Origin of the sequence: Providencia sp. 2023EL-00965, from assembly GCF_033550225.1 — a bacterium.
In the GTDB taxonomy this organism is placed as follows: Bacteria; Pseudomonadota; Gammaproteobacteria; order Enterobacterales; family Enterobacteriaceae; genus Providencia; species Providencia manganoxydans.
Genome location: NZ_JAWUEH010000016.1, coordinates 59,508 through 84,561, shown reverse-complemented (window position 1 = coordinate 84,561; position 25,054 = coordinate 59,508). Strand labels below are relative to the sequence as shown.

At 40.7% G+C, this 25,054-nt stretch carries 20 protein-coding genes; 9 read left to right on the top strand and 11 right to left on the bottom strand.

The window, feature by feature from the left end:
- The first annotated feature begins 8 nt into the window (after positions 1-8).
- The 3 genes from recO (at position 9) to acpS (ending at position 2,071) form a co-directional block, all read left to right on the top strand.
- Positions 9-737: a DNA repair protein RecO gene (gene recO / locus SC428_RS18100; RefSeq protein ID WP_070930038.1), complete on the top strand. Its 729-nt coding sequence runs from the start codon at positions 9-11 to the stop codon at positions 735-737.
- A gap of 219 nt (positions 738-956) precedes the next feature.
- Positions 957-1,688: a pyridoxine 5'-phosphate synthase gene (pdxJ, locus tag SC428_RS18095; protein ID WP_070930039.1), complete on the top strand. Its 732-nt coding sequence runs from the start codon at positions 957-959 to the stop codon at positions 1,686-1,688.
- Complete coding sequence (gene acpS, locus SC428_RS18090) at positions 1,688-2,071, top strand: holo-ACP synthase (RefSeq protein WP_070930040.1); 384 nt, start codon at positions 1,688-1,690, stop codon at positions 2,069-2,071. The genes pdxJ and acpS overlap by 1 nt, the downstream gene beginning before the upstream one ends.
- Before the next feature lie 219 nt (positions 2,072-2,290).
- On the opposite strand, the gene SC428_RS18085 is transcribed toward acpS, so the two are convergent.
- The 3 genes from SC428_RS18085 to SC428_RS18075 form a co-directional block, all read right to left on the bottom strand.
- Complete coding sequence (locus SC428_RS18085; RefSeq protein ID WP_070930041.1) at positions 2,291-2,551, bottom strand: YfhL family 4Fe-4S dicluster ferredoxin; 261 nt, start codon at positions 2,549-2,551, stop codon at positions 2,291-2,293.
- Between the two features lie 150 nt (positions 2,552-2,701).
- A complete protein-coding gene (locus tag SC428_RS18080; RefSeq protein ID WP_140186447.1) occupies positions 2,702-3,145 on the bottom strand; it encodes a hypothetical protein in 444 nt (147 codons plus the stop codon).
- 115 nt (positions 3,146-3,260) lie between these two features.
- Positions 3,261-3,728: an XRE family transcriptional regulator gene (locus tag SC428_RS18075; protein ID WP_140180279.1), complete on the bottom strand. Its 468-nt coding sequence runs from the start codon at positions 3,726-3,728 to the stop codon at positions 3,261-3,263.
- 199 nt (positions 3,729-3,927) lie between these two features.
- On the opposite strand from SC428_RS18075, the gene leuE reads away from it, so the two are divergent.
- Together leuE and tadA are read left to right on the top strand one after the other, a co-directional pair.
- Positions 3,928-4,575, top strand: coding sequence for a leucine efflux protein LeuE (leuE, locus tag SC428_RS18070; protein ID WP_272581205.1), 648 nt, complete (start codon positions 3,928-3,930; stop codon positions 4,573-4,575).
- A 168-nt stretch (positions 4,576-4,743) separates the two neighbouring features.
- A complete protein-coding gene (tadA, locus tag SC428_RS18065) occupies positions 4,744-5,247 on the top strand; it encodes a tRNA adenosine(34) deaminase TadA (protein WP_140180284.1) in 504 nt (167 codons plus the stop codon).
- A 31-nt stretch (positions 5,248-5,278) separates the two neighbouring features.
- On the opposite strand, the gene mltF is transcribed toward tadA, so the two are convergent.
- Positions 5,279-6,952 (bottom strand): membrane-bound lytic murein transglycosylase MltF, encoded by a 1,674-nt coding sequence (gene mltF / locus SC428_RS18060; RefSeq protein ID WP_318709448.1) that lies wholly within the window; start codon positions 6,950-6,952, stop codon positions 5,279-5,281.
- A gap of 373 nt (positions 6,953-7,325) precedes the next feature.
- On the opposite strand from mltF, the gene purL reads away from it, so the two are divergent.
- Positions 7,326-11,213, top strand: coding sequence for a phosphoribosylformylglycinamidine synthase (purL, locus tag SC428_RS18055; protein ID WP_318709482.1), 3,888 nt, complete (start codon positions 7,326-7,328; stop codon positions 11,211-11,213).
- A gap of 78 nt (positions 11,214-11,291) precedes the next feature.
- Here the strand turns inward: purL and fbpC are convergent, their stop codons facing one another.
- From fbpC to SC428_RS18020, 7 genes are all read right to left on the bottom strand, one after another.
- Positions 11,292-12,332 carry a ferric ABC transporter ATP-binding protein gene (gene fbpC / locus SC428_RS18050; protein WP_070930043.1) on the bottom strand — a complete coding sequence of 347 codons (1,041 nt, stop codon included), beginning with the start codon at positions 12,330-12,332 and terminating at the stop codon, positions 11,292-11,294.
- Between the two features lie 16 nt (positions 12,333-12,348).
- Positions 12,349-14,427: an ABC transporter permease gene (locus SC428_RS18045; RefSeq protein ID WP_140180287.1), complete on the bottom strand. Its 2,079-nt coding sequence runs from the start codon at positions 14,425-14,427 to the stop codon at positions 12,349-12,351.
- Positions 14,428-14,504: 77 nt separating this feature from the next.
- The gene (locus SC428_RS18040; protein ID WP_070930045.1) at positions 14,505-15,536 is read right to left on the bottom strand and encodes an ABC transporter substrate-binding protein; all 1,032 of its coding nucleotides are present in this window, start codon (positions 15,534-15,536) and stop codon (positions 14,505-14,507) included.
- Between the two features lie 15 nt (positions 15,537-15,551).
- Complete coding sequence (gene uhpC, locus SC428_RS18035) at positions 15,552-16,910, bottom strand: MFS transporter family glucose-6-phosphate receptor UhpC (protein ID WP_410003656.1); 1,359 nt, start codon at positions 16,908-16,910, stop codon at positions 15,552-15,554.
- Between the two features lie 71 nt (positions 16,911-16,981).
- Positions 16,982-18,508, bottom strand: coding sequence for an MASE1 domain-containing protein (locus SC428_RS18030; protein WP_318709444.1), 1,527 nt, complete (start codon positions 18,506-18,508; stop codon positions 16,982-16,984).
- 6 nt (positions 18,509-18,514) lie between these two features.
- On the bottom strand, positions 18,515-19,141 hold the full coding sequence (locus SC428_RS18025; protein ID WP_318709442.1) for a response regulator transcription factor: 627 nt from the start codon (positions 19,139-19,141) through the stop codon (positions 18,515-18,517).
- 126 nt (positions 19,142-19,267) lie between these two features.
- Positions 19,268-20,293, bottom strand: a complete 1,026-nt coding sequence (locus SC428_RS18020) for a methyltransferase (protein ID WP_070930047.1) — start codon at positions 20,291-20,293, stop codon at positions 19,268-19,270.
- Positions 20,294-21,346: 1,053 nt separating this feature from the next.
- Here SC428_RS18020 and SC428_RS18015 point away from each other — a divergent pair.
- Genes SC428_RS18015 through glrR form a run of 3 tightly spaced genes read left to right on the top strand, consistent with a single transcriptional unit; the run spans position 21,347 to position 24,968 of the window.
- Positions 21,347-22,786 (top strand): sensor histidine kinase, encoded by a 1,440-nt coding sequence (locus SC428_RS18015; RefSeq protein ID WP_140180295.1) that lies wholly within the window; start codon positions 21,347-21,349, stop codon positions 22,784-22,786.
- Positions 22,787-22,788: 2 nt separating this feature from the next.
- Positions 22,789-23,631, top strand: coding sequence for a two-component system QseEF-associated lipoprotein QseG (qseG, locus tag SC428_RS18010; protein WP_081336057.1), 843 nt, complete (start codon positions 22,789-22,791; stop codon positions 23,629-23,631).
- Complete coding sequence (glrR, locus tag SC428_RS18005) at positions 23,628-24,968, top strand: two-component system response regulator GlrR (RefSeq protein WP_140186432.1); 1,341 nt, start codon at positions 23,628-23,630, stop codon at positions 24,966-24,968. The genes qseG and glrR overlap by 4 nt, the downstream gene beginning before the upstream one ends.
- Positions 24,969-25,054 lie beyond the last annotated feature (86 nt).

The following is a 25,054-nucleotide window of genomic DNA, read 5'->3' as shown; positions in this document are numbered from 1 at the left end:
AGATCACTGTGAGTGGTTGGCAACGAGCGTTTGTACTCCATTCTAGACCCTTCAGTGAAACGAGCTTATTAATTGATTTTTTCACTGAAGGCGAAGGCAAGATCCGTCTACTCGCCAAAGGGGCTCGCCGAAATCGTTCACCACTTCGGGGTTGTTTACAACCCTTTACTCCTTTGCTGATCCGTTGGGGTGGCAAAGGAGAAATCAAAACACTGATCAATGCGGATCCAATCTCATTATCACTCCCATTAAGCGGTACAGTACTTTATAGTGGCCTATACCTCAATGAGCTAGTAACACGGGTTATTGAGTTTGGTACACCTTATTCAGCCTTATTTTTTGATTACCTTTCATGTATACAAGTGCTTGCTGCAAGTGAAAAAACCCCTGAGTTCGCACTAAGACAGTTTGAATTAGCATTGTTATCCTACCTTGGTTATGGTGTTGACTTTCTGCATTGTGCGGGAAGCGGTGAGCCTGTGTCGGATACCATGACTTATCGCTATCGCGAAGAAAAAGGTTTTATTGGTAGCCTCATTATTGACCAATTGAGTTTTACAGGTAAACAGCTTAAAGCATTAGCTGCGAGAGAATTTCCTGATAGTGATACTCTGAAAGCTGCTAAGCGATTTACTCGTATGGCTTTAAAACCGTATTTAGGTGGGAAGCCACTGAAAAGTAGAGAACTCTTTAGGCAATTTGCCATACCTACCAATTCTAATGCCACCAAATCATAAGTTGAGTCTGGCGTAACATATCGTTCATTGCGAGCGATATTGTTTGGTCCAATTGTATTCTTCGAGCCGCTTCCCAAAAAATTAACTATTTGCAGAAATCTAAAGATAAGTTTGGAAAGGTACTCGAATGAAGCAGAGATTTATTCCCATAAGTAGCGAAATTGCAGTAGGATAGGGGCATTGAAGAGTATTTGACTGTATTAATTTGGGGAGTAGAGAATGGCTGAGCTTTTGTTAGGTGTGAACATCGATCATATTGCAACCGTAAGAAATGCACGGGGTACCCAATACCCAGATCCAGTTCAAGCTGCCTTTGTTGCAGAACAAGCCGGAGCAGATGGTATCACTGTGCATTTACGTGAAGACCGCCGTCATATTACAGATAGAGATATAGAACTACTCAAAGAAACCATTCAAACACGCATGAATCTTGAAATGGCAGTGACTGAAGAAATGGTGGAAATCGCATGTCGTATTAAGCCTACTTTTTGCTGTTTAGTGCCTGAGAAACGAGAAGAAGTCACCACCGAAGGTGGGTTGGATGTAGCAGGTCAGTTTGACAAAGTATCAGATGCGGTGAAACGCCTTACAGAAGCGGGTATTCAAGTTTCACTGTTTATTGATGCAGACCATGCGCAAATTGATGCTGCACAGGCATCTGGCGCACCTTTTATTGAAATTCACACTGGTGCTTATGCAGATGCTAAAACCGAGCAGGAACAAGAAATTGAATTCCGTCGTATTCGTGATGGGGTTTCGTATGCGGCAGGCAAAGGTTTGAAAGTAAATGCAGGGCACGGTTTAACCTATCACAATGTTCAGCGCATTGCAGTGCTACCTGAAATTTATGAATTGAATATTGGCCATGCAATTATTGGTCGTGCATTATTTAGTGGCCTAGCAGGTGCGGTATCCGATATGAAAAAATTATTGAGAGAAGCTCGCAGCTAATGGCTATTGTTGGTCTTGGTACTGATATTGTTGAAATTGCGCGGATTGAAGCGGTAATAGAGCGTTCTGCTGATAGTTTAGCTAAGCGGATATTAACTGAAAGTGAATTCAAGCAGTTTCAACAGCAATCGCAGCCAGCCCGTTTTTTGGCAAAGCGATTTGCGGTTAAAGAGGCGGCGGCTAAAGCGCTAGGGACTGGTATTCGCAATGGTTTAGCATTTAATCAGTTTGAAGTGACTAATGATCCGCTAGGTAAACCTCTATTAACGCTAACGGGAGAGGCTGAGAAGCTTGCCGAGCGAATGGGAGTTACACATTTTCATGTATCAATAACTGATGAGCGACACTATGCTGCCGCAACAGTGATTATAGAAAGTGTATAAGTCTGCTTTGTGGGTATTGAACTCGTAGTGCAAAGTATCAGTTATGTGAACATCATTTAAGTTACGTGTTGATAGGTAAGCCTATTTATCAACACGTAAGCTGAACTTATATCGCTAGAGTTTGTTTTATAGGATAAAAAATACAGTGGTTAATAACGATTCTATTGTTGAATGAACGCTTGGTTCAGGCGTCATGGGCGAAGAGGCTGTTATTTTTTATCATATTTTATCAGCATGGTGGATCATCACAAATTTATCCCATAGCTGCTCTTGGCTTTCAATATGAGCAGGATCGGTGATAATGGTATTTGTGATTGGGCAAACGGATTGGCAGGTTGGCTTATCATAATGACCAACGCATTCGGTACAAAGGTTTGTATCGATCTCGTAGATTTCATCGCCCATGTAGATTGCATCATTAGGGCATTCGGGTTCGCACATATCGCAATTGATGCATTTTTTGGTGATTAGTAGTGCCATTTTAGCTAGTTAAATTTATTGCTTGTGATGCTAATGAATCGGGTATTGTACACCTAAATTGAAAAATTAAATACTAGTTATCAAGGAAATAGCAAAACTACTGTATTTATAGTAATTTTGCTATTACATAACTTAATGATATTAAATAATTTATTGGCTATTTATATTAAATTGATGAATTTCCCAAGCTTTGGTGGTGCTGCTTTGTCTATATTGAAATAGGTTATTATTTACTATATAAAACATCCCTGCCACCTTACGTACATTAGAACGTAGAGAATAGGATAACTCTAGGGTAAGGTTATCTGTTATCGTGTATAGAGATATAAGTGTTTGCTCTGAATTAATTATATATAAATATATATATCCATTATATGTATCTTTTATTACATTTAAGTCATAAATATTTGTTTCAACTTTTCCTTCGGATATTATTTTTTTTTCAAGGATAACCCCAGTTTTATCTATTGGGTAGATCCTATAGCTACCATCTTCACTAATGCCAATGAAATAGCTTTTTCCATTGATATGAAAAAACTCCGTAGCTGAAAAATATTTATCGAAGGTTCCATTTTGTACATGAATTATATCCATATTTTATACTCTCTACGTTATTATTTACTAATGTAAAAACTTTAATTTAATAATTTGAGAATAAGATAATCGGTGTAATTATCTTATTTTAAGTATGCCTTTTTAAGGTGAAATATTATTTATTATCAGTGAAGGCGACTTTACTTATCTCCCATCCTTTTGTTTTTTCATTTTGATAGTAGTAATATATCGTTCCATTGATAGCATAGTACAATGCTGTTCTAGCTGCTGAGTTTGGATTAGAGATGATTAATTCATAAAGTTGTTCAAGATTACCTGTATCTAGTACTTTGAAAAACTGGATTGATTTATCAACCAAATTAAAACCAAAGATATATTGTTTATTTGTGACGACATCAACCAGTGTTTGTAGATTACTAAGGTAGGATGAAAATTTTCCTTTAATAATAGGTGTTGAGCCCTCAATAGAACCTTTATCATTTACATTGTAAATGTAATAAGCGAAATCTTGATTAGTATGCCCTAAAAAATAGGTTTTTTTAGTTGAGGTTGTATAAACAACATTAGAAGGATAGAATTGATCGAAAACACCATCGATAAAAATATTTTGTGAAAATCCCATTTTAAACCTCTTAATATTTAAATTGAATGTAGTAATGTTTAAGCACATTTATATTATTCATTTAAAAATCATTTAGAAATAATGTTTATTGTTAGTCTATTTCACATATATAAATGCTTGTAAAATAATTAAACAATTTAATATTCACAACTGCTGAGGATTATGTTAATAATAAGCAAAAAACGATAGGATCATCATCATGTTTGAAAGTTTTGGTGTATTAAACTTCTGGACCTATTTAGCGGGTTTAGTTTTAATTATCATTGTACCGGGGCCAAATTCTTTATATGTATTAAAATCAAGTACTTCACACGGGACTCGAGCTGGCTATCGAGCTGCTTTAGGCGTTTTTACTGGTGATGCTGCCTTAATTTTTCTTTCGTTCATTGGCGTAGCGTCGGTGATTAAAGCATCTCCAACCTTGTTTATGATTGTACGTTATTTGGGCGCAGCCTACTTACTTTATTTAGGCTGTAAGATCCTTTATGCAACTTTTTGGCAGAAAAAGATCCCCAATGCTGATGATGAGCCAGTCGTTGTAAAATCGGAGAAAATTTTTACACGTGCTTTGATTTTGAGTTTAACGAATCCTAAAGCCATTTTATTTTACATTTCCTTTTTTATACAATTCATTGATTTTAGCTATAGTCATGCTTGGGTACCGTATTTAGTATTGGCATCAATCCTTGAATTAGTTAGTTTTATGTATCTTAGTTTGCTTATTTTTAGTGGCTATTTAATAGCGCGCTTTTTACGCGAAAAGCAAGTGTTAGCCAAATTAGGGAACTGTACAGTTGGAACCTTCTTTATGGGATTTGCTGCAAAATTGGCTATCTTTAGTCATTAAGGTAGACAACTGATATTGCTAAACAGATCATATCATTGATTAAGTTGCTATCATTTTGCTTGTTTAGGTAGCGACTTAAGTCAATTTCTCTTCAGTTATCATCGATACATTATTCAACTCTAATTATTTTCAGTATAATTGTATTAAAAATACAGTTAAGAGGTTCGTGTGACGCAAGCAGAAATCGATGAGTACTGGATGAAGCGCGCTTTAGAATTGGCTAAAAACGCTCAAGATGCGGGGGAGATCCCTGTAGGTGCTTTGTTAGTTAAAAATAACCAACTAGTTGCGTCAGGTTGGAATTGTTCAATTGAAAATCATGATCCTACCGCCCATGCAGAAATAATGGCACTTAAGCAAGGTGGACAAGCACTCAGTAATTATCGATTATTAGATACTACTCTCTATGTGACTTTAGAACCTTGTATTATGTGTGCAGGGGCAATGATCCATAGTCGTATAAGCCGTTTAGTTTATGGTGCTAAAGATTTCAAAACAGGTGCTTGTGGCTCGTTTATTAATATCATGGAGCGACCTGGTTTGAATCATTATCTTGAGGTGACAGGGGGAGTACTCGAGGAGAGCTGCTCCACAATGCTGAGTGCTTTTTTTAAAATGAGAAGGGCGCAGAAAAAGGAACAAAAACGCTTGCTTAATTATAGTGATGAGTAGAATTATAATTAAGCAAATTTATAATATGATATTAATTTATTGATTCGACTTCAGTTCTTATATCGTTATCAGGGGTCGCTGAAAGAAAATATTGCCCTAAAGATAGCTTGTCGCTAGGTGGTGAAATAGGCGGTAGTTTGTATTGCGACTGAGTTGGCTGAGCATATTTGAGACTCACTTTTTCTTGCATTGCCCCTTGCTCCGTCTCTGTTGTTTTCAGATTTATATCAGGTTTTTTCTCATTTTCTTGAGGGGTGTTTTCTTGTTTAGGTGTTAATAGTGGAGGAAATAAAATTAATGATTTCTCCGCTATAGCTAATGAGCGCTGTTTTTTATCTTGATTTTGTAAATAGCCCACTAAACTTTGATGGTAACGACGAATATTCTCTACATAGCGATAAGCTTCATGGCCTCGTGCGTAGCCATAATTCAATTGTGAATAATATTTTTTCTGTGTGAGTAATGGCAATCTAGATTTTACATCTAACCAGCGATCAGGATCACCACCTTGCATTTCGGTGAGTTTTCTCACATCCAACATATGGCCATATCCCATATTATAAGCGGCTAAAGCAAACCAAACCCTATCATCATCCGCAATAGATACAGGTAGCCGCTGCATTAAATATTCAAGGTAAGCAGCACCTCCCTTAATACTTTCTTCAGCGTCTAATCGATCGGCGATACCCATGGTTTCAGCTGTTGGTTTTGTGAGCATCATTAACCCTCGAACACCTGTTGGTGATGTTGCGAGTGGATCCCAGTGAGATTCTTGCCAAGCAACAGCAGCCAATAGCTTCCAATCAACGGCTCTAGCGTATTTTTCAAATAGAGGCTGGTAGTTAGGAAGCTTGTTGTTGATCGCATTAATAAATGAAATGGTATCAAAATAATCAAAGGTTCCAACATGACTAAAGAATTTTTCATCCAATCTAGCTAATAAATCCGCCTCATTACTGGCATTGAAAAAATCCAGTAATGCAGCATTGAGGCTGTCATCATTGAGCCTTTTCATATACCAAGTGACAGCATGATCATCGACTAAGTCGAACCCGACTGCAATCTCAGGGTGAACTCGTTGCTGTAAAGCCACTGAGATGGAATCTTCTAGGGTATAATCAATCAACCCTTCAGCGACCATTTCTAATAGTTGGTTAGTTGTAAGATCGGTTGTTTCTTCCCATACCAAATTGGGATATGTCTCTTTTAATGCTTTTAAGGTGCTGGCATGAGCTGAGCCCGCCATAACAACGAACCTGCCATTAAGGTCATTAAAATTTTTCGGTCGCGTAGAACCTTTTCGATAAACTAATTGCTGTGTGACATTGAGATAACTGGGGCCTGTTTTCATTTTTTGCAAGCGTTCTTGATTATAAAGTAGCCCTGCCACACCAATATCAGCTTGTTCGTTCTCCAGATCGTTAAAAATCAGTTCAACGGTTGGCCGCATGGTGATAACTAATTTCACTTCAAGATAATCGGCAAAACTTTGCACGAGTTCATAATCAAATCCATGTAGGTTTGCATCATCATCAAGATAAATGAGGGGGGAGCTAATAGCGCTCACACGCAACTCACCTCGAGAGATGATTTGATTTAGTTGATTGTTTGGCGTACTTGGCCAGCGAATACTCAGCCCAATAATTAGCGCAGCTAACAATGCCACAATCACAATGATTAAATAGTTGACCTTGATGTTATTCAAAAATATATCTCATATGTAAACCTTTGGACTGCATATTGTTGTTTTCGCTTAGTTAATGCAGTAGCTATCCGGATCATATCACGAGGACGGTTATTGATATTGTCATTTCCCGCCTGTCGTTCGGAGGAGCATGGGTTTGTAATAGTAAAATTATTATAAGTAATGGTTATATTCCCAGTATTTGGACATTTTGCTCAACAATTATGATCTGTGCAACCAATATCGTGTTATTTCACTCCTAATAATATTTAACGGTTTGCTTTATTTTTAGTCACGCAAACGGTTTCGTATTGATGAACATTGCTCTATAATGTGTTCCGGTTCCCCTGCTTTCATGATCAGGGCTGGCGTTTAAATGAGAGAAATTAAGACTATGGAAATTTTGCGTGGTTCACCTGCTCTATCAGCATTTCGTATTACTCGCCTTTTGGCGTTGTTCGCTGAAAAACAGCTTCCCGTTACGGATATCTATGCTGAATATATGCACTTTGCTGAACTATCAGCGCCTCTAAGTGATAGCGAGCAAGGCAAGCTGCGTAGTTTGCTAAAGTATGGTCCTTCTCTCGCAGAGCATGAGCCTTTTGGGCGGTTGATTTTAGTTACCCCACGCCCAGGCACCATTTCCCCTTGGTCATCTAAAGCGACAGACATTGCTCATAATTGTGGTTTATCTCAAGTTGAACGAATTGAACGTGGTACAGCTTATTACGTTCAGGCTGAAGGGCTATCGCAGCAGCAATGGCTGGAAGTTGCAGGGTTGCTGCATGACCGCATGATGGAAAGCATCTTCAGTGAGTTTGAACAAGCGCAAGCGCTTTTTGTTCATCATCAACCTACACCAATGAAGGTGGTGGATATCATTGCTCATGGTCGCTCAGCACTTGAAAAAGCAAATTTAGAAATGGGCTTAGCCCTTGCTGATGATGAAATCGATTATCTGTTAGCGGCCTTTAATCAATTAAAACGTAATCCAACCGATGTTGAATTGTATATGTTTGCGCAAGCAAACTCAGAACATTGCCGCCATAAAATCTTTAATGCAGATTGGATCATTGATGGTAAAGAACAGCCTAAGTCACTGTTTAAAATGATTAAAAATACCTTTGAAACCACGCCTGATTATGTATTGTCAGCTTACAAAGATAATGCGGCGGTTATGGAAGGTTCTTCGGTAGGGCGTTTCTTCCCTGAAGCGGATGGGCGCACTTATCGTTATCATCAAGAAGATGCACATATTTTAATGAAGGTAGAAACCCATAACCATCCAACGGCAATTTCTCCGTGGCCGGGCGCAGCTACGGGCTCTGGTGGTGAAATTCGCGATGAGGGTGCCACTGGTCGTGGGGCAAAACCGAAAGCAGGTTTAGTGGGTTTTTCCGTTTCTAACTTACGTATTCCTGGTTTTGAGCAACCGTGGGAAGAGGACTTTGGTAAGCCTGAACGTATTGTGACTGCACTTGATATTATGTTAGAGGGGCCACTGGGTGGTGCTGCCTTTAACAACGAATTTGGCCGTCCTGCTCTTTTAGGTTACTTCCGAACATACGAAGAAAAAGTGAATAGCCATAATGGCGAAGAGCTACGCGGTTACCATAAGCCAATCATGTTAGCGGGTGGTATTGGTAATATTCGTGCTGATCATGTGCAAAAAGGTGAGATCCCCGTTGGTGCAAAACTGATTGTTCTTGGTGGACCATCAATGAATATTGGTTTGGGTGGCGGTGCGGCATCATCAATGGCATCAGGACAATCAGATGCAGATTTAGACTTCGCTTCTGTACAGCGTGACAACCCTGAGATGGAGCGTCGTTGCCAAGAGGTGATCGATAATTGTTGGCAACTTGGTGATGCTAACCCAATTCTGTTTATTCATGATGTTGGGGCGGGTGGTTTATCGAATGCGATGCCTGAATTAGTCAGCGATGGTGGCCGTGGTGGTTGTTTTGAGCTGCGTAAAATATTAAATGACGAGCCAGGCATGAGCCCACTGGAAGTGTGGTGTAATGAATCACAAGAGCGTTATGTATTAGCGGTCGCTCCTGAGCAAATCCCACTATTTACTGCTATTTGTGAGCGTGAGCGTGCACCTTTCGCCATTATCGGTGAAGCGACTGAAAAGCGTGAGCTGGTATTGAACGATGAACATTTCAATAACCAACCTATCGACATGCCCCTTGATGTGCTATTAGGCAAAACACCAAAAATGTTGCGTGATGTCAGCACATTGAAAGCAAAATCAGATGCGTTGGATAGAACATCAATCAATTTAAATGAAGCAGTAAAACGTGTTTTACATCTTCCTGCCGTTGCAGAGAAAACATTTTTGATCACGATTGGTGACCGTACGGTCACAGGCATGGTCGCTCGTGACCAAATGGTTGGTCCATGGCAGATCCCTGTCGCTAACTGTGCCGTTACTACCGCCAGCCTTGATAGCTATTATGGTGAAGCGATGTCGATTGGTGAAAGAACACCGATTGCATTATTAGATTTTGCCGCTTCTGCTCGTATGGCCGTAGGGGAAGCGTTGACCAATATTGCTTGTTCTTATGTGCAAGATCTGAAACGAGTAAAATTGTCTGCAAACTGGATGTCTGCGGCAGGGCACCCTGGCGAAGACGCAGGCCTTTATCAGGCGGTTAAAGCGGTAGGTGAGGAACTCTGTCCTGCGCTGGGCTTGACGATCCCTGTTGGTAAAGATTCCATGTCAATGAAAACACGTTGGCAAGAAAATGGCGAAGAGCGTGAAATGACATCACCATTATCATTGGTGATCAGTGCATTTGGCCGTGTTGAAGATGTGCGTTTAACCGTGACACCTGAATTAAAAACGGATGTAGATTCTGCTTTAATGTTAGTTGATTTAGGGCAGGGTCATAATGCATTGGGTGGTTCAGCATTGGCACAGGTGTATCGCCAACTAGGCAATAAAGCCCCTGATGTTCGTGACCCTCGGTTGCTATCAGGTTTCTTTACTGTGATCCAAAACTTACTATCAGAACAAAAACTGTTAGCGTATCACGACCGCTCTGATGGTGGCCTATTTGTCACATTAGCTGAAATGGCATTTGCTGGTCATTGTGGTGTGAATGTTGATATCAGCGAATTTGATGAAGATATTTTAGCGGCTCTATTCAATGAAGAGTTAGGTGCGGTCATTCAAATTAAGCAACAAGATAGACAATATGTTGAAGCTTGTTTTGCTGACGTCGGGCTTGCTGAGTGTGTGCATTATTTAGGTACTGCGACACAAGACGATGCGATGGTGATCAATAGCCGTGATACTGTGGTTTACCGTGAATCACGTAGCACACTGCGTGAGTGGTGGGCAGAGACAACATGGCAGATGCAGCGTTTGCGTGATAATGAAGTGTGTGCTGATGAAGAGCATAATGCTAAGTTAGACAGCCAAGATCCGGGGCTGAACACTAAATTAACCTTTGATATTGCTGATGATATTGCAGCTCCTTATATTTCGTCAGGTGTACGCCCTAAAGTCGCAGTATTGCGTGAGCAAGGTGTTAACTCACATGTAGAAATGGCAGCTGCATTTGACCGCGCGGGTTTTGACGCAATTGATGTGCATATGAGTGATTTATTGTCAGGCAATCTATCATTAGCGGGTTTCCAAACACTGGTGGCTTGCGGTGGCTTCTCCTATGGTGACGTATTGGGGGCGGGTGAAGGTTGGGCTAAATCTATCCTCTTTAACTCACGTGTTCGCGATGAATTTGCTGCTTTCTTTGCACGTCAAGACACACTATCCCTTGGGGTATGTAATGGCTGCCAGATGATGTCTAACTTACATGAGCTGATCCCTGGTGCAGATTTATGGCCACGATTTGTTCGTAACCGCTCAGAGCGTTTTGAAGCGCGTTTTAGCTTAGTTGAAGTGGTGAAAAGTCCGTCATTATTACTACAAGATATGGCCGGATCACGTATGCCAATTGCTGTTTCACATGGTGAAGGTTTAGTTGAAGCACGTAACCCTGCCCATATTCAACAGTTGGAAAATAGTTCACTGGTCGCACTGCGTTTTGTGAATAACTATGGGCAAGTGACTGAACAGTATCCAGCAAACCCAAATGGTTCAGTTAATGGTATTACCTCCGTGACTTCTACTGATGGCCGTGCAACGATCATGATGCCACATCCTGAGCGTGTATTCCGTACAGTGAGCAACTCATGGCACCCTGAAAATTGGGGGGAAGATAGTCCATGGATGCGTATTTTCCGTAACGCACGTAAACAATTAGGCTAATTTTCGAGTTTAATGTATTGAGAAAGCGGTAGCGCATTGCGTTACCGCTTTTTTTATTGATATAAAATAGTTAGTTTTCTATTCGAGTATAAACATACCGTAAGGATGTATTTGTAGGTAAAGGCTTTCCCCTACCGTAGGTTGAAGCTGTGTTGCATTGATTTGTAATAGCATTGATTGGCCATGCCAATCGACTGTTACCTCATATTGCGGCCCCATATAGGCTACATGTGAAATGGTGCAGCGTTGGCTTTCTTCACCTTGTAGACTCAGGGTAATGGCTTCTGGTCTAACGCCAACAGTTACTTCTGTTTTATCAGACGTTAATTGACTTGGGCGTGGTAAATGATAGTTAAATATATTCACGCTATCACTGGTGAGTGTTGCAGGGAAAATATTGGCATCGCCCATAAAACTGGCCATAAACTTAGAAGCGGGTTGGCGGTACAGTTCTTGTGGTGAGCCAAGTTGCATGATTTTACCTTTGTTCATTACCAAAACCATGTCGGAAACGGCAAAAGCTTCGCTTTGATCGTGTGTCACATACAATGAGGTAATATTAAATTGCTGTTGTAACTCACGAATTTTCTCGCGCATGCTACGACGTAAGTTAGCATCTAAGTTACTGAGTGGCTCATCAAATAACAGTACTTTTGGTTTTAAAATCAGCGCTCGGGCGAGGGCGACACGTTGTTGTTGGCCCCCAGATATTTGATCAACAAAACGATCAGAGAAGCCAGCTAAATCAACCAACTCCAAAGCTTCTTCCACCCGTTGTTTAATTTCTGCTTTAGGTAAACCCAGCATCTTCAAACCATACCCGACGTTGTCCCCTAAAGACATATGAGGGAATAGGGCGTAGGACTGAAACACCATACAGATATCACGCTGTTGGATAGAACGGTCAGTAACATCTTCACCATCTATAAACATTCGGCCTTCGGTAGGTTTTTCAAGGCCGGCAACTAAGCGCAGAACCGTGGTTTTTCCGCAACCGGATGGACCTAATAACGTCACCATACTGCCTTGTGGAATAGAAAGACTTAAATCATCGATAACCGTATTGTTACCAAAGCGTTTAGTCACATTTTTAAGTTCAACAAAATTTTGTTGGGTCATGTTAGTTACTCCATGATTACTGTGCATTTTTGGCTTTGGAACGTGAAACACGGGCTTCGCCAATTAAATAGTCAAATAGGAAAATAATTGCGAGCATTACCACAATCAGGATCGAGCCATAAGCAATAGCAACGCCGTATTCACCATCTTCAACACGATTTAAGATGTAAGCGGTTGCAACGCGAGTATCAGGGGTAACTAAGAACACAATGGCACTGACGGTAGTTATGGCACGAACAAAGCTATAGATCAGCGCAGAGAGGATCGCAGGGCGTAACAAGGGTAATAAAATATGGAAAATGGTTCTCATTGAACCCGCTCGTAAGCTAAGTGATGCTTCATCAAGGGATTTATCAATTTGCCCTAAGCCTGCAATACCAGCACGGATCCCTACAGGAACGTTACGCATGGTCATTGAGATGATCACAATTGCAGCAGTGCCTGTTAAATAGAAAGGTGAATCATTAAAGGCCAAAATATAAGAAACACCTGCGACTGTTCCGGGTACGGCAAAGCATAACATCGTGGTGAACTCGATGGTTTTTTTTCCGCGGAATTCTTGGCGTACCACAATATAGGCAATTAATAGCCCTAAGATTGCGGTGATTGGGGCGGCAATACCCGCATACAATAAGGTATCCAACAATGATGGCCATGCACCATCACTCATTCCCTGTCCGAAGAGTTTTATAAAGTTGTCTAGGGTTAGGGTGTAATCAACGCCCCAGTTAACCGTGAAACTACCGTAGAAAATGCTGCCATATAATAACACATTGAATACCACCCAAATGGTGAGGAAAGTGGTAACTAATGTGACTAATGAAGTTGGGAGTGGCTGAACATCACCACGATAGGATTTACCTGACACCGTGACATAGGAACGTTTGCCTATCCACATATATTGCACGCAGAAAACGAGCAGTGAGAAAACCAATAATGAAGCACCTAGGGTACTTGCAGCTTGGTAATCGAGTTGTGATCCTGTGATGTAGAAATAAATTTGCGTCGCTAAGACGTCAAAGTTACCTCCTAATACTAGTGGGTTACTAAAATCGGCGAGAGATTGAACGATGACGATCAAAAATGCGTTGGCCAAAGCTGGTTTTAACAGAGGCATAAACACATTAAAGAAAGTTTGATAGCGATTAGCTCTCAGCGTATAAGAGGCTTCTTCGAGTGATGGATGGATCGTTTTGATTGCACCATCTAAAATCATAAATGACATTGGAGTAAAGGCGAGAACCTGTGCTAACCAGATACCTGTAAAACCATACAGCCAGTTGGTATTTTCTAACCCCATATAGGTTGCAAGGAACTCAGTAATATAACCTGAGCGCCCCATCATCAATGTGACACCTAGGCCAACGACAAAAGGTGGGGTAACAATCGGCAAAATAGAGAACACGCGGCCAATGATAGCAGAACGTTTGGCAATTCTTGAGGTATAAATCGCGAGGATCAAACCAAAGAAAGTACAGCCTGCACCCACCGCCAGCGATAGGAAAACCGAGTTAATAATCACTTGGACGATATGAGATTGAGTCAATATCGCGACAAATGCAAATGGCGCAAAGTCCCCATTGCTATCCGTAAACATAGGGATAAAAATGGCAACGCTAGGAAAGACAATAAATAAAGCGATAACGGCCACAATAGTGATCAGTGAGCCAATAACAAATTGGTCTCCACCTAGCCACTCTAATCGTGTTAAGGCGAGTGTCATGATCATGCCTAATGAGATAAATAGCATGATAGATGAATAGCCTAAGCCTTTACCTTCAAAAATGGCAGAAACGACAACGGCAATAGCCGTGATGGCAGCAATAGATATATCAAGGTAGTGTCGTGTTTTATGATATCTATCAGCAGCATAGATAGGGCGAATAAATAGGAGCGAAGGCAGTAAAAACCACATCCAACTGATATTTACGCTACTCCAACCATAAGCGGCAAGTATTTCATCTTGCGTTGAGTCGAGAACACCATAATCTAAGCTCCACGATGGCAGTAACGCAAATCCTAGCCATGCCAGTAGTAACCAAAAGAAAATGGTGTCTCTTCCCTGTTTTTTAGGCAAAGTAAGGGTGTGAGACATAAATCCCCCGAATGTTGACATCATTATTATTGTTTTGCAGAAATGAGAGCATCGTGATAGATGCTCCCTTCAAGCGATTACTTACTCATTTTGACTTCAGTAACCCATTTGTTGATCAGGTTTTTACGGACATCAGCGTCGCCGTATTTATCCATATCGTAGTTGATCAGGTTTAAATCATTCAGTTTTAATGAAACAGGCGAAGATTCAGCCGTTGTATTGGTTAAGATCTGATATGATTTACCTTCTTTCCAGCTTAGCTCTTGCGCTTCTTTTGATAATACAAAATCAACGAACAGCTTCGCATTATCAAGGTTACGCGCATTTTTCAAAATACTGATGCCGCCAATTTCATAGCCTGTACCTTCACAAGGTGCAATCAATTCTAATGGTGCGCCATTTTCAACTTCTAATGAATAGTCATGTAAGAAACCAATACCAATCGCCGATTCACCACGTGCAGCGTTACGTGCAGGTGCGATGCCTGATTTGGTATATTGAGAAATATTGCTATTTAGTTTCTTGAGGTAATCAAACGCTTGGTCGGTGCCCCACAGTTGGTCGAAAGTTGCCAGCGCGGTGTAAGCGGTTCCCGAACTTTGTGGATCGGCAATTTGAATTTCGCCTTTATATTCAGGTTTGGTGAGATCTTTCCAGCAGGTGGGAATTGGTAGACCTTTTTCTTTTAAACGATCTTTATTCACGCCAAAGCCTAAAATGCCAATATAAACCGCAGAGGAATAGTTACCTTTGCGTTTTGCCGGATCTTGAAATTGCGGCATGATTTGCTCTAGATTAGGTGATTTATACGGTTGTAGTAGATCCATTTCACCTGCTTGTGAGTGAGGATCTAACGTACCGCCATACCAGACATCGGCTTGAGGGTTGCGTTTTTCAGCTTCGATTTTTGCTAATGTACTGCCTGAGCCATTACGAATAAAGGTGGTTTTTACATCATATTTTTTAGCAAAAGCTTGGGTTTCAGTTTCACACATGGCGTTGGTGGCACTGCAATAGACAACTAATCGACCCGCGGCTGAAGTGGTTGTTGAAATTGCCGCTAAAGACAAGCCGGCTGCAATAAGGGTAGTAAGGGTTTTCAGTTTCATTTTCAGTCCTTTTTATCAGGTTTTATCATCGGATAGTGAAACAGTACCGGCTAAGTGCTCACGTTTGCTGACATTCGCAATCAAAAGTGGCATTAGCAGTAATCCCATCAGTGCCGCAGCACTGGCAAGTAAAGCAAACATGCCTGACCAACCATAATGTGCTATGACCTGAGAGAGTGGCCATCCCGCAATTGCCGCCCCTAAATAGGCATACAAGCCGAGATAACCAGTTACCGTTCCAGCTGCATTTTTATGACAATATTCTGTTGCAGCTAGACCGATTAACATTTGTGGCCCAAATACAAAAAAGCCAATACTAAAAAAACAGGCTGCCAGTAAGGCATAGTGATGAATCGGCGTGAGCCACAGTGCACTTACTGAAATCGCTAATCCTAACGAAAAAAGTAAAATCATTGGCGCACGTTGCCCGCGAAACAGCAGATCAGAACCCCAGCCAGAACAAAGTGCTCCGAGCAAACCACCTAGCTCAAACAGTGATAAGGTGGCATTGGCGCTGAGTAAATTGACCCCGTGGGTTTCTGATAACCAAAGGTTGCCCCAATCATTTATTGCAATGCGTATCAAATAAACCAGAATGTAAGAAAAACCGAGCAACCAAATCATTCTGTTAAATAAAATGGTTTCTTTTAATATGGTTAGCATAGGTTGTGGCGGTGATAACCTTTCTTGTCTTAACTCCAAAACATCATGCCGCCATCGCCCGATTGTGGGCAGACCACTTTGCTGTGGTGTCCCTTTGAGCTGCCGACACAGCCATAGACCAATCACAACACCAATAATACCGGGTACAATCAATGCCATCTGCCAGCTATAACTCGTTGCTAACCAAGCTGTTAATAAGGGGAGTGACATGCCACCTAAGTTAATGGATATGTTCCATAGCCCCCACCAAAAACCTCTTTCATTGCGTGAATACCAATGAGTTAAGATACGTGCGCATGGAGGCCATCCCCAGCCTTGAAAAAAACCATTTAGTGTCCATACAATCAGTAATGCAGGAAAAGACAAACAATAGGCAAACAGGATATTCAGGAGACCAGTCATCACTAGACCCACTCCCATAAACCAGCGATAACCTGTGATATCGTGAAAAATGCCAGAAATAAATTTTGAGATGCCATAAGTCAAATAAAAGGCAGTCGCAATCCAGCCGATATCACTTTTGTCTAAAAACAACTCCACCTGCATAACGGGCATCACAAAATTAAAGCTTTTTCTGGTTAGATAAAAAGCGGCGTAGCCAACAATCATTGATAGCATCAATTTACGACGCCAAAAGCGGTATGTGCTATCTAAAGTGAGGGTGCTTTTGCCAATCATGTCGATGTCTCCCGTTCGGCAAAATGTAATCAAATTTTTAACAAAAAGGATGAGATAAGGACTTAGAGAGCTAGGAATAAGTCTTAGTTTTGGCTTGTTTACTCTCAAAGTGTGGGCAGGTTAACAATTATTTGTGTTCCACCTTGCGTGGTTAATGTCCAGTCTCCGCCTAAAGCACTCACCCGTTCCTCAATGCCGCGCAATCCCAAGCCACTCGTTCGTTGGCTAAAGGGGATCCCCACACCATTATCGTTGACCCTGAGTTGGATTTTGTCTGGTTGTTGTTCTAGAGAGATAGAGATATGCGTGGCGCGAGCATGTTTACTGATATTATTTAACAGCTCTTGAACTAGGCGATAAAGGGTAAACAGAACTGTATCATTTTCAGGTGTATCTATTAGCTGATAATGGAACTCACATTCGATCCCATTTTTTTCAAAGGCAAATTCATCAATAAGATGAGCGAGCGCTTTTTCTAATGACATTTCATTGAGTACTGGTGGACGTAACTGACGTAATAACTGTCGGGTAGATTGGTGAATTTGCTGTGCTAGCTGGTTAATTTGCCCCGCAGCTTGATGGCTGAGTGGGTCAAGAGCCGTTTTTTTTACTAGCATTGATTGAATTTGGATCGCGGTAATATTTTGGCCAATTTCATCGTGCAGCTCACGTGCAATGGCTTTTTTCACATCTTCTTCGGTGTGCACCAATTGACGCATTAATTCTCTTCTGGCTTTGAGTTCCTGCTCTAATCGTTGTCGGTAGCGTTGTAGGTTACGTGCTAATTGCTGTTGTCGACTGATAGCTATCCCTAAGCCAATTCCAATCAGCGCTTGAGAGCTTAAGAACATTTCGAGTTCTTGTAGGTCAGCAAAAGCGCCATGAAATTGACGAGCAAAAGTCATAATTAAGCTGCCTAATAAGGCAGATAACACACCGCCTTGCCAACCATAGCGATAAGCCATAAATACATTAGGGATAAAAACAAGTAAAACAATGAGTTGTTCGATTTCAGGGGTGAAAAAGACCTGTGCGCTGAGACCAACTAAGCAAAATAAGAATGCCCAAATCAATAAAGAGGTTCTGAGCTGCTTATCAGGGGTACCATAGTCGAGTAGCATTTGATAATGCTGTTCATGTAAGTATTCATAGATGAGATAAATAAATGGTGTTAATAATATTCCGCCAGTAAAAGTGGCTAGAAACAGCTGACTGACTGAAAAAGAAGACAACCAGCTAAAAACAAGGACGTGTAGTAAGCTGTTTGCCGCAACACCTGCAAGTAACAATAATAATCGCTGCCAATAAAGCGTATATCGCCACCAAATGTCTTGGATCACATAGGCAACAGTTAAACTCAATAAAGGTGAAAGTAGTAATAGCGGTTGTGATAATAACTGTTCTTGGGCGAGCCAAATATTAAGTGTTACTTCGCTAACCAATAGTGTTGGCCAGTAACGTCGCCATAGGATAATCATTAAGGCTAGGCGTAGCCCTTGAGGTAAGAAAAGGGTAGCTTGAAACCCATTTTGACTGAGATAAAAGCCAATAATCCATAAGCCAACCCAAATCAATGAATAAGTAAAAAATAAAAAAATGGATTGTAGGAGTAGGCGTGTTCCTTTGCGCATCGTCTATCACCTTGAGTAAAGGTTGTGCTCTAAAGCATAATGAACAAGATCGATGGTATTTTCACATTGAAGCTTTCCAAGAACATTTGCGCGGTGAACATGAACTGTTTTATGGCTTAACTCTAATTGTTCGGCTATCACCTTTACGCTTAGGCCTGCCACCAATAAATCAAATATCTCTTTTTCTCTTGGGGTGAGTTCTTCTAAAGCTCGGCGTTGTTGTGGTGCTTGGCGTAGAACCTTCATCGCATCTGAACATAGGTAGCAACCCCCATTATGGACAGAACGAACCGCTTGAACGAGCTCTTCTGGGCCACATCGTTTAGTCAAGTAGGCACTGGCGCCTGCATCTAAGGCACTTTGTACAAATGCAGGGGTATCATAAATACTCAGTATAATAGTGCGAAAATCGGGTTTCTTTTGACGCAAACGAGTAAGCAGTTGTAAACCGTTTTCATCAGGCATGGAAATATCCATGATGGCAACATCAATATCAAGGCTAATTAAGTTAGGCCAAGCCTCTTGAGAACTAGCATACTGACCAACTATACAAATGTCAGGCTCAAGAGTTAATAGCTGTGCAAAACCTGAACGTACCACGATGTGATCGTCAATAAGGGCAATTTTTATCATTTTTATAGCTATACATTATTGAGGTAATTTTTAATGCTTATATCAACACCGAGAGAGATAAGCTAGTGTGATACATTAAATGTTCAAGCTGCATCAAATTTAAGATAGCTATCATGTTTTACTGATTTAAACCGGCACTGCCTCAATAATATATAGATGGCAACCAGTTGAAATAACATTATTCATTTTGAAGTTTGCATGGGATAAAAGCGTTGAAAATTCAGACTGAGTATGTTCGCTTGCACCTGAAAAACTTGTCATCATTATGAGATCCATCTCTTTACCGAAGTAAGGTTGATCCCCTTCAGGGATAATATTATCGATGATCAGCAATTTAGATGAAGGCTTCATAGCTTTGTGAATGGTATGCAATATTTGTTGTATTTTTTCATCACTCCAGTCATGGGTAATGTATTTAAGCAGGTAAATATCGGCTTCAGGGCATTGTTCAAAGAAAGATCCTGAACAGAGTTGCCAACGAGTGTCATCATTTAATTGTGATAGGATGTGTTTTTTTAAAACCGCTTCAGTATCAAAAAGTATACCTTTTAGTGAGGGCTCCCTTTTAAGCACAGATAATAGTAATGTCCCCGTACCCCCACCAATATCAGCAACTGTGATATTTTCAGGGAACTTAATGCTATTGAGAACAAACTCATTTTCAACCCTTGATAGTTCAGACATGCCATTATGAAAATTGTCAGGATGATTAATATGTAATTCCCAATAATCAAAGAATGGCATACCAAATATTTCTTCAAAACTATTATTTCCATATGCATATTGATAGAGGTTATTTGCAGGTAGCCAAAACGTCTTATCCGTGAGCATTAAAATAGCTTGTCGTACTGAAAATGGATGATTGCTACATAAAAAAGTGGCTTCTGGGTTCAACGCAAAATTTACATTGCCATCTGTAGTAAAAATATTGCGCGATACTAAAGTTCGTAAGATGCGCTTCAATATCTTTGCATCTGTATTTGTTTCTAGTGCTAATTCTTCAGCGGTTTTTGCTTTATCAACTAAGCAATCCGCAAGTTTGAGTTCAGCTGCGGCGCGTAGAGCACCTTGATAGGTAAAGCCAATTGCTTGCTGAAGGACATAGTGTGCACTTTTCAGACTCTGTTGTTTAACTGTGCTTTTTTGTTCCATATAACCCTTCAAATATAATTTAAATTTATGTTTTGTGGGTTTTAAGTATGTGGTTAATTTGGGGTATATAAATAATTATATGTATTAATTTGTTATTTATTTTTTGGTTAATTAAAAATATCAAATTTTTTTAATGTTAATTTGATGCAGTAACAGCTCAAAATGAGTGCATTTCTCTTCTTGTATAAAATTAGCGACAAACGCTATATCGCACTGTCGCCAATAGGAGACATTTAATTTATTGAAAAATAAAGTAAAAATAAATGAGGTAAAGAGGTGTCTTTAAATAGAGACAAATTTCTCGTGAGGGGGAAACAAAAAGTGTTATAGATAGGGCGTCATTTTGATGTTGAAAATATAAATCTTTAAATAACAATGAATTAAAAAATAACTTGGAAAGTTGGCATGATGTGTGCATAATAATATTCAGTTGCTCATTCAACATTATTATGTCGGTCCACAACTAGGGTGGGAACATACCACATAAAGCAAGAATGATGCCAAAGTAAGGTGCCTACCGTCCAATAGCACAGATACTCGCCTTCGGGCCTTATCAAACACAGGGCGACACGTTGAGTGAGGCACCACCTATATGACTATAGATAAATAGCCATATATACTTGTCATACTTCAAGTTGCAGAGGTTGTTGACTGCGCTCAGCTAGCCGAGTTACATAGTTTATCTATGCTCCCCGTCTATCTTCGTTTGTCGCCTACCTGCATCTCGAATTATTTAGAGTATAATGAAGTATCAATACCATCGCTGGCGGAATAGAGTTCAACACTTTATTCCGCCTTCCTATTTTTACTCCTTTCTATTCCTCTGATTATCTTAATCATTTTTAGTAAGTTGGCATGTGGCTTGCTGTAACTTATTGATCTTCATTTTTCGAATGCACTTTTCATATTTAGGCGACAGCGCTTTGTGTTGAAGTATGGTGATGACAGAGAGCCTGAATTATTTAGAAGTACAGATAAGAAATAAGCGTCGTAATCGTGCTCACGTAATACGTCGAGTTCTGCTACCATTGGTGTAACGTTAACAGGTGTGAGATGAATGCATTGAGTAAATGGCGTCTTTTTCCGCGCTCCTTGCGCCAATTAGTTGTTATGGCATTTTGGTTAGTGCTATTACCACTATTGGTTTTGGCCTATCAGGCTTATCAAAGTCTGGAGCAATTGAGCAACCAAGCGGCTCAAATTAATAAAACAACCCTTTTAGATACACGACGTAGTGAGGCGATGGGGGGACTGGCTTTAGAAATGGAAAGAAGCTATCGTCAGTATTGTGTTTTAAAAGATGAATCATTGCATACACTTTACTTAAAACAATTTTCTGAGTATCAGCAAATGTTCGAACGGCAAAAAACCATTTTGCCAAAAGAAACAGATTCATCCTCACTTGCCAAGGCACTCAATGAATTAAAAACGGTAAATTGTGATAATAACGAGTTGCCAAAAGAGGTTACAAATGCATTTAGCCAATTTTCAGAGCAAAATAATTTCTTGATCCAAGAAACGCGCAATGTCATTTTTAGCCGAGGTGATCAGCTACAAAAAGCGATTGCGAATAAAGGTCAACTATTTGGTTGGCAGAGCTTAATTCTGTTTTTGCTTAGCGTATTCTTAGTTGCGTTATTTACCCGTATGATCATTGGTCCTGTAAAAGGTATTGAGCGCATGATTAACCGCTTAGGGACTGGCAGGACATTAGCCAGTAACTTAGAGCGTTTCAAAGGACCTCGTGAGCTTCGTTCTCTTGCTCAACGTATTATTTGGCTAAGTGAGAGGCTAGCTTGGCTAGAATCTCAACGACATGAATTTTTACGTCATATTTCCCACGAATTAAAAACACCACTTGCAAGTATGCGTGAAGGCACAGAACTGCTTGCGGATGAAGTCGCTGGGCCATTAACTGAATCACAAAAAGAAGTGGTAGAAATTTTAGATCATAGCAGTAAGCATCTTCAGCAACTTATTGAACAGCTTCTCGATTATAATCGTAAACTGGCAGATAGCCCGCCAGAAGCACAGCATGTTGATTTGCAAAAATTGATTGAAGATATTGTGTTAGCGCACAACCTTCCCGCAAGAGCAAAGAATATTCAAACAGAGATTCGTTTACGTATTGACCACTGCCTTGCCGAACCCACACTTCTTGGGCGGGTTATTGATAATATCTACTCCAATGCGGTGCACTATGGCAGTGAATCAGGTAATATTTGGATCACAAGTCGTAGAATAGATAATAAGCTTGTTATTGAAGTTGCTAATACTGGTACGCCGATCCCTGAATCAGAACAGAGTATGATCTTTGAACCTTTCTACCAAGGATCACTCGTGAGAAAAGGGGCTGTCAAAGGCAGCGGATTAGGGCTCAGTATTGCACAAGATTGTATTAAACAAATGGGTGGGGAGCTTTCACTCGTTTCCAGTAAGTTAGCAGATGTCTGCTTTAGAATTGAACTGCCTTTAACTGCAGAGAATGAATAATAATGGCAAATCGGTCTACAGAGGTTTTATTCGCATCTAGTTTGGCGATGCGAGCGAAGCAATATATAGGGTTAACCAAAAGAACGACAGCATTGATCCGAAAACAAAAAGCGGTACATATTGGTACATTATTGTTGTCCCTCATTTTAACGGGATGTGCGGCAAAAAGTGGCCAATCGCCTTTAGAAACATTGGCTCAAGTTGTTGTGCCTGAAGTGAAAGTAACAGATTATCGTTACGCAGCTTGTGATGGCATTTGGGATAACAATCAACCCAATGCACGTGAGAATGCGCTATTTTGGCTGCGTATGATGGATTGTGCGGATCGCCTTGATCCCGCTATCGCACGAAAAGAGGCATCACAAGTCTCAGTTGATAATTGGTCACAAGCCTTCCAACAAAGCATTCTAATGGGCGCGGCAGAGCCTACGATCGCCGAGCGCCGTAAAATGGTTGATAGTATGAATACTTTCAGCCTTAATTTTCCAACAGCAATTCGTCCATTGCTACAGCTATGGCGTGAACAACAAGTTCAAATAATTAACCTTGCAGAAGCAAATTCACGTTTTAAACGGTTACAGCAAGATACTGATAATAAGCTTGACCGCATGAAAGAAGAGAATGCTAAGTTGGTTTTTGAATTGAATACGACATCACGCAAATTAGAAAACCTGACGGATATTGAAAGACAGCTTTCATCTCGTAAGCAAAGCAGCAATGAAACTGAAAAAGAAGTTGAAGCTGTTGAGAAGACGCAAGAAAAAGCAGTGCCTAAAGATGAAAAGCCAGTCGCTGAAAGTCGTGAACCAGCAACTAATAATCAAACGGAGGGTGCGCATCCATGACCAGCCGTAAATCAGCAAATCTATTATTAGTGGATGATGACCCGAGTCTACTGAAGTTACTTGGAATGCGTTTAAGCAGCGAAGGTTTTAAAGTGACAACGGCTGAAAGTGGGCCTGAAGCCTTAAAAATACTGCAAAAAGAAAAAACCGATTTGGTGATTAGTGATCTCAGAATGGACGAAATGGACGGTATGGCGCTGTTTGATGAAGTTCAGAAACAGCATCCTAATTTGCCTGTTATTATTTTAACCGCCCATGGCTCCATCCCTGATGCTGTTGCCGCCACTCAGCGGGGGGTGTTTAGCTTTTTGACTAAACCTGTTGATAAAGATGCGCTATATAAGGCTATTGATGAGGCTCTTGCTCTCTCTTCCACGCCGATTAGTGATGAGGAGTGGAGCGAAGGTATTGTCACACGTAGTCCATTGATGATTAGGCTGCTAGAACAAGCACATATGGTGGCACAGTCTGATGTTAGCGTACTGATTAATGGGCAAAGTGGTACGGGTAAAGAGGTGTTAGCGCAGGCTATCCATAAGGCCAGCCCACGAGCACGTAAACCTTTTATCGCGATTAACTGTGGTGCATTACCTGAGCAACTCTTGGAATCAGAACTATTTGGTCACGCTAAAGGTGCATTTACAGGCGCAGTGAGTAGCCGAGAAGGTTTATTCTTTGCGGCGAATGGTGGCACACTATTTCTTGATGAAATCGGTGATATGCCAATGCCTCTACAGGTTAAGCTGTTGCGAGTACTACAAGAGCGTAAGGTTCGACCTCTCGGTAGTAACCGTGACCTCGATATCGATGTACGTATTATTTCAGCGACACACCGTAACTTACCGAAGGCGATGGAGAAAAACGAATTCCGTGAAGACCTCTATTACCGCCTTAATGTAGTCAATTTACGCATTCCTGCACTGAATGAGAGAGCTGAAGATATTCCGATATTAGCTAATCATTTACTGCGTGAATCTGCATCACGACATAAACCATTTGTACGCAGTTTTTCAACAGAGGCAATGAAATGCCTGATGTCAGCAAGTTGGCCGGGTAACGTACGCCAATTAGTTAACGTGATTGAACAATGTGTTGCATTGACGACTACGCCTGTGATCAGTGAAACTCTCGTTAGCCAAGCTTTGCAGGGTGAAAATACCGCATTACCAACATTTGTTGAGGCACGTAGCCAGTTTGAGCTCAATTATCTACGTAAGTTGCTGCAAATGACCAAAGGTAACGTGACGCAAGCGGCACGTATGGCGGGGCGAAATAGAACCGAATTTTATAAATTATTAGCACGCCATGATTTAGAAGCTAATGATTTTAAAGAATAATAACTATTGTATTAAGTCGCTCAGTCGTTAATGTTCTGGTTATAAATAAATTAAAGTATTAATACACCTGCTCGGGAGAAGAAAGA

What these genes read in the sequence shown, in the direction of transcription:
- pdxJ (WP_070930039.1), top strand. Translation starts at nt 957, where the DNA reads ATGGCTGAGCTTTTGTTAGGTGTGAACATCGATCATATTGCAACCGTA.
- acpS (WP_070930040.1), top strand. Translation starts at nt 1,688, where the DNA reads ATGGCTATTGTTGGTCTTGGTACTGATATTGTTGAAATTGCGCGGATT.
- SC428_RS18085 (WP_070930041.1), bottom strand. Translation starts at nt 2,551, where the DNA reads ATGGCACTACTAATCACCAAAAAATGCATCAATTGCGATATGTGCGAA.
- SC428_RS18080 (WP_140186447.1), bottom strand. Translation starts at nt 3,145, where the DNA reads ATGGATATAATTCATGTACAAAATGGAACCTTCGATAAATATTTTTCA.
- SC428_RS18075 (WP_140180279.1), bottom strand. Translation starts at nt 3,728, where the DNA reads ATGGGATTTTCACAAAATATTTTTATCGATGGTGTTTTCGATCAATTC.
- leuE (WP_272581205.1), top strand. Translation starts at nt 3,928, where the DNA reads ATGTTTGAAAGTTTTGGTGTATTAAACTTCTGGACCTATTTAGCGGGT.
- purL (WP_318709482.1), top strand. Translation starts at nt 7,326, where the DNA reads ATGGAAATTTTGCGTGGTTCACCTGCTCTATCAGCATTTCGTATTACT.
- fbpC (WP_070930043.1), bottom strand. Translation starts at nt 12,332, where the DNA reads ATGACCCAACAAAATTTTGTTGAACTTAAAAATGTGACTAAACGCTTT.
- SC428_RS18045 (WP_140180287.1), bottom strand. Translation starts at nt 14,427, where the DNA reads ATGTCTCACACCCTTACTTTGCCTAAAAAACAGGGAAGAGACACCATT.
- SC428_RS18040 (WP_070930045.1), bottom strand. Translation starts at nt 15,536, where the DNA reads ATGAAACTGAAAACCCTTACTACCCTTATTGCAGCCGGCTTGTCTTTA.
- SC428_RS18030 (WP_318709444.1), bottom strand. Translation starts at nt 18,508, where the DNA reads ATGCGCAAAGGAACACGCCTACTCCTACAATCCATTTTTTTATTTTTT.
- SC428_RS18025 (WP_318709442.1), bottom strand. Translation starts at nt 19,141, where the DNA reads ATGATAAAAATTGCCCTTATTGACGATCACATCGTGGTACGTTCAGGT.
- SC428_RS18020 (WP_070930047.1), bottom strand. Translation starts at nt 20,293, where the DNA reads ATGGAACAAAAAAGCACAGTTAAACAACAGAGTCTGAAAAGTGCACAC.
- SC428_RS18015 (WP_140180295.1), top strand. Translation starts at nt 21,347, where the DNA reads ATGAATGCATTGAGTAAATGGCGTCTTTTTCCGCGCTCCTTGCGCCAA.
- qseG (WP_081336057.1), top strand. Translation starts at nt 22,789, where the DNA reads ATGGCAAATCGGTCTACAGAGGTTTTATTCGCATCTAGTTTGGCGATG.
- glrR (WP_140186432.1), top strand. Translation starts at nt 23,628, where the DNA reads ATGACCAGCCGTAAATCAGCAAATCTATTATTAGTGGATGATGACCCG.